Here is a 5,389-nt window from a genome sequence, read left to right on the forward strand (position 1 = left end):
GCAATAGCAAAAGTAATCAAGAGTCTCACACGAAGTATCAGAGGAAGGTTTTTTCATCTTTGGATGGAATAAATCATCGTCAGTACGTTGAGTGAGCGACCGGTTCTACGGAACCGAAAACAGTAACAGGTTTGAACTGAAGAGTTTGATCCTGGCTCAGATTGAACGCTGGCGGCATGCCTTACACATGCAAGTCGAACGGCAGCACGGGGGCAACCCTGGTGGCGAGTGGCGAACGGGTGAGTAATACATCGGAACGTGTCCTGTAGTGGGGGATAGCCCGGCGAAAGCCGGATTAATACCGCATACGACCTAAGGGAGAAAGCGGGGGATCTTCGGACCTCGCGCTATAGGGGCGGCCGATGGCAGATTAGCTAGTTGGTGGGGTAAAGGCCTACCAAGGCGACGATCTGTAGCTGGTCTGAGAGGACGACCAGCCACACTGGGACTGAGACACGGCCCAGACTCCTACGGGAGGCAGCAGTGGGGAATTTTGGACAATGGGGGCAACCCTGATCCAGCAATGCCGCGTGTGTGAAGAAGGCCTTCGGGTTGTAAAGCACTTTTGTCCGGAAAGAAAACTTCGCCGCTAATATCGGTGGAGGATGACGGTACCGGAAGAATAAGCACCGGCTAACTACGTGCCAGCAGCCGCGGTAATACGTAGGGTGCGAGCGTTAATCGGAATTACTGGGCGTAAAGCGTGCGCAGGCGGTCTGTTAAGACCGATGTGAAATCCCCGGGCTTAACCTGGGAACTGCATTGGTGACTGGCAGGCTTTGAGTGTGGCAGAGGGAGGTAGAATTCCACGTGTAGCAGTGAAATGCGTAGAGATGTGGAGGAATACCGATGGCGAAGGCAGCCTCCTGGGCCAACACTGACGCTCATGCACGAAAGCGTGGGGAGCAAACAGGATTAGATACCCTGGTAGTCCACGCCCTAAACGATGTCAACTAGTTGTTGGGGATTCATTTCCTTAGTAACGTAGCTAACGCGTGAAGTTGACCGCCTGGGGAGTACGGTCGCAAGATTAAAACTCAAAGGAATTGACGGGGACCCGCACAAGCGGTGGATGATGTGGATTAATTCGATGCAACGCGAAAAACCTTACCTACCCTTGACATGGTCGGAATCCTGCTGAGAGGCGGGAGTGCTCGAAAGAGAACCGGCGCACAGGTGCTGCATGGCTGTCGTCAGCTCGTGTCGTGAGATGTTGGGTTAAGTCCCGCAACGAGCGCAACCCTTGTCCTTAGTTGCTACGCAAGAGCACTCTAAGGAGACTGCCGGTGACAAACCGGAGGAAGGTGGGGATGACGTCAAGTCCTCATGGCCCTTATGGGTAGGGCTTCACACGTCATACAATGGTCGGAACAGAGGGTTGCCAAGCCGCGAGGTGGAGCCAATCCCAGAAAACCGATCGTAGTCCGGATCGCAGTCTGCAACTCGACTGCGTGAAGCTGGAATCGCTAGTAATCGCGGATCAGCATGCCGCGGTGAATACGTTCCCGGGTCTTGTACACACCGCCCGTCACACCATGGGAGTGGGTTTCACCAGAAGTAGGTAGCCTAACCGCAAGGAGGGCGCTTACCACGGTGGGATTCATGACTGGGGTGAAGTCGTAACAAGGTAGCCGTATCGGAAGGTGCGGCTGGATCACCTCCTTTCTCGAGCTTCGCACGACACTATCAAGTGCTCACGCTTATCGGCTGTGGTTAAGACAGGCTAAGGGTCTGTAGCTCAGTCGGTTAGAGCACCGTCTTGATAAGGCGGGGGTCGTTGGTTCGAATCCAACCAGACCCACCACCCGGGCGGTGGCTGACGAGGTACTTATCCGAAGTCAGGCACGTAGGGGGATTAGCTCAGCTGGGAGAGCACCTGCTTTGCAAGCAGGGGGTCGTCGGTTCGATCCCGTCATCCTCCACCAATCCTCAATGCACAGTGTTCAGGTCCCTGAATGCTTTGCATTGGCGATTGTAGCCAGTTGATGTCGTAAGCAAGTGGTAGAGCTTATCGGCTAAACGTTCTTTAACAATCTGGAAGAAGTAGTAAAGAGAGTAGCGAAAGCGCTTAGAGATGGGCGTGAGTAATTACTCAGGGTAGTGATTGTATCAAGTATGAAAAGTGATCTTAACGATGACTTGGAATACGGCACAACGCGAATACTCAACCTATGACGGAAGTGGCTGTGAAAGCAGACACACTCGTTATAGGGTCAAGCGAACAAGTGCATGTGGTGGATGCCTTGGCGATCACAGGCGATGAAGGACGCGGTAGCCTGCGAAAAGTTGTGGGGAGCTGGCAAACGAGCTTTGATCCACAAATGTCCGAATGGGGAAACCCACTCCGAATGGAGTACCCATGACTGAATACATAGGTCATGAGGAGCGAACGCGGTGAACTGAAACATCTAAGTAACCGCAGGAACAGAAATCAACCGAGATTCCCAAAGTAGTGGCGAGCGAAATGGGACCAGCCTGTACTCTTTATTTTTATTGTTAGCTGAACGCTCTGGAAAGTGCGGCCATAGCAGGTGATAGCCCTGTAAGCGAAAACAGTAGGAAAGAACTAGGGGTACGACAAGTAGGGCGGGACACGTGAAATCCTGTCTGAAGATGGGGGGACCATCCTCCAAGGCTAAATACTCGTGATCGACCGATAGTGAACCAGTACCGTGAGGGAAAGGCGAAAAGAACCCCGGGAGGGGAGTGAAATAGATCCTGAAACCGCATGCATACAAACAGTCGGAGCCTGGAAACGGGTGACGGCGTACCTTTTGTATAATGGGTCAGCGACTTACGTTCAGTAGCGAGCTTAACTGATTAAGGCAGGCGTAGCGAAAGCGAGTCCGAATAGGGCGATCAGTTGCTGGGCGTAGACCCGAAACCAAGTGATCTATCCATGGCCAGGTTGAAGGTGCGGTAACACGTACTGGAGGACCGAACCCACTAACGTTGAAAAGTTAGGGGATGAGCTGTGGATAGGGGTGAAAGGCTAAACAAACTTGGAAATAGCTGGTTCTCTCCGAAAACTATTTAGGTAGTGCCTCGTGTATCACCTTCGGGGGTAGAGCACTGTCATGGTTGTGGGGTCCATTGCGGATTACTACGCCATAGCAAACTCCGAATACCGAAGAGTGCAATCACGGGAGACAGACATCGGGTGCTAACGTCCGGTGTCAAGAGGGAAACAACCCAGACCGCCAGCTAAGGTCCCAAAGATTGGCTAAGTGGGAAACGAAGTGGGAAGGCTAAAACAGTCAGGAGGTTGGCTTAGAAGCAGCCACCCTTTAAAGAAAGCGTAATAGCTCACTGATCGAGTCGTCCTGCGCGGAAGATGTAACGGGGCTCAAGCCAGTCACCGAAGCTGCGGATACGTACGTAAGTACGTGTGGTAGGAGAGCGTTCCGTAAGCCTGCGAAGGTGTGTCGAAAGGCATGCTGGAGGTATCGGAAGTGCGAATGCTGACATGAGTAGCGATAAAGGGGGTGAAAAGCCCCCTCGCCGTAAGCCCAAGGTTTCCTACGCAACGTTCATCGGCGTAGGGTGAGTCGGCCCCTAAGGCGAGGCAGAAATGCGTAGCTGATGGGAAGCAGGTCAATATTCCTGCACCATTGTTAGATGCGATGGGGGGACGGATCGCGGAAGGTTGTCCGGGTGTTGGAAGTCCCGGTCGCTGCATTGGAGAAGGTGCTTAGGCAAATCCGGGCACGTAATTCAAGGGTGTGGCGCGAGCTTCTTCGGAAGCGAAGCAATTGGAAGTGGTTCCAAGAAAAGCCTCTAAGCTTCAGTCTAACAATGACCGTACCGCAAACCGACACAGGTGGGCGAGATGAGTATTCTAAGGCGCTTGAGAGAACTCGGGAGAAGGAACTCGGCAAATTGGTACCGTAACTTCGGGATAAGGTACGCCCTTGTAGCTTGACTGGCCTGCGCCAGGAGGGTGAAAGGGTTGCAATAAACTGGTGGCTGCGACTGTTTAATAAAAACACAGCACTCTGCAAACACGAAAGTGGACGTATAGGGTGTGACGCCTGCCCGGTGCCGGAAGATTAAATGATGGGGTGCAAGCTCTTGATTGAAGTCCCGGTAAACGGCGGCCGTAACTATAACGGTCCTAAGGTAGCGAAATTCCTTGTCGGGTAAGTTCCGACCTGCACGAATGGCGTAACGATGGCCACACTGTCTCCTCCCGAGACTCAGCGAAGTTGAAGTGTTTGTGATGATGCAATCTCCCCGCGGCTAGACGGAAAGACCCCATGAACCTTTACTGTAGCTTTGCATTGGACTTTGAACCGATCTGTGTAGGATAGGTGGGAGGCTATGAAACCGGAACGCTAGTTTCGGTGGAGCCGTCCTTGAAATACCACCCTGGTTTGTTTGAGGTTCTAACCTTGGCCCGTGATCCGGGTCGGGGACAGTGCATGGTAGGCAGTTTGACTGGGGCGGTCTCCTCCCAAAGTGTAACGGAGGAGTACGAAGGTACGCTAGGTACGGTCGGAAATCGTGCTGATAGTGCAATGGCATAAGCGTGCTTAACTGCGAGACCGACAAGTCGAGCAGGTGCGAAAGCAGGTCATAGTGATCCGGTGGTTCTGTATGGAAGGGCCATCGCTCAACGGATAAAAGGTACTCTGGGGATAACAGGCTGATACCGCCCAAGAGTTCATATCGACGGCGGTGTTTGGCACCTCGATGTCGGCTCATCTCATCCTGGGGCTGTAGCCGGTCCCAAGGGTATGGCTGTTCGCCATTTAAAGAGGTACGTGAGCTGGGTTTAAAACGTCGTGAGACAGTTTGGTCCCTATCTGCCGTGGGCGTTGGATATTTGAAGGGGGCTGCTCCTAGTACGAGAGGACCGGAGTGGACGAACCTCTGGTGTACCGGTTGTGACGCCAGTCGCATCGCCGGGTAGCTATGTTCGGAAGAGATAACCGCTGAAAGCATCTAAGCGGGAAACTCGCCTTAAGATGAGATATCCCCGGGGCTTCGAGCCCCTTGAAGGGTCGTTCCAGACCAGGACGTTGATAGGTCAGGTGTGTAAGTGCAGTAATGCATTGAGCTAACTGATACTAATTGCCCGTAAGGCTTGATCCTATAACCAGTGTGTTTGCGTCAGTCTCAAGTGAGCGCTTCAGCGCTTGCCGGGACAAGTCCCCGTAGGGGAACGCTGGTTGAGTGTCGCCTGTGCCCACAGTCACTACCCAAACACTTCTACTTCTTCCCAGATTGGTTGCATCGTCCCCGGACGAGGCAACAACAAGTCATGCCTGATGACCATAGCGAGTCGGTACCACCCCTTCCCATCCCGAACAGGACCGTGAAACGACTCCACGCCGATGATAGTGCGGATCACCCGTGTGAAAGTAGGTAATCGTCAGGCTCCTCATGC

At 53.2% G+C, this 5,389-nt stretch carries 2 tRNA genes and 3 rRNA genes; all 5 read left to right on the forward strand.

Annotated elements, in window-relative coordinates:
- Positions 1-133: 133 nt before the first annotated feature.
- Positions 134-1,665 (forward strand): 16S ribosomal RNA (locus AWB78_RS41315).
- 62 nt (positions 1,666-1,727) lie between these two features.
- Positions 1,728-1,804: transfer RNA gene (locus AWB78_RS41320), tRNA-Ile, on the forward strand.
- A 45-nt stretch (positions 1,805-1,849) separates the two neighbouring features.
- Positions 1,850-1,925 (forward strand) — tRNA-Ala (locus AWB78_RS41325).
- Positions 1,926-2,211: 286 nt separating this feature from the next.
- Positions 2,212-5,094: ribosomal RNA gene (locus AWB78_RS41330) — 23S ribosomal RNA — on the forward strand.
- A 172-nt stretch (positions 5,095-5,266) separates the two neighbouring features.
- A 5S ribosomal RNA gene (gene rrf / locus AWB78_RS41335) occupies positions 5,267-5,380 on the forward strand.
- The 16S, 23S and 5S rRNA genes sit together here with 2 tRNA genes alongside, the layout of an rRNA operon.
- The last annotated feature ends 9 nt before the right edge of the window (positions 5,381-5,389 follow it).

The sequence above is a fragment of the Caballeronia calidae genome (genome assembly GCF_900044055.2).
Taxonomy (GTDB): Bacteria; Pseudomonadota; Gammaproteobacteria; order Burkholderiales; family Burkholderiaceae; genus Caballeronia; species Caballeronia calidae.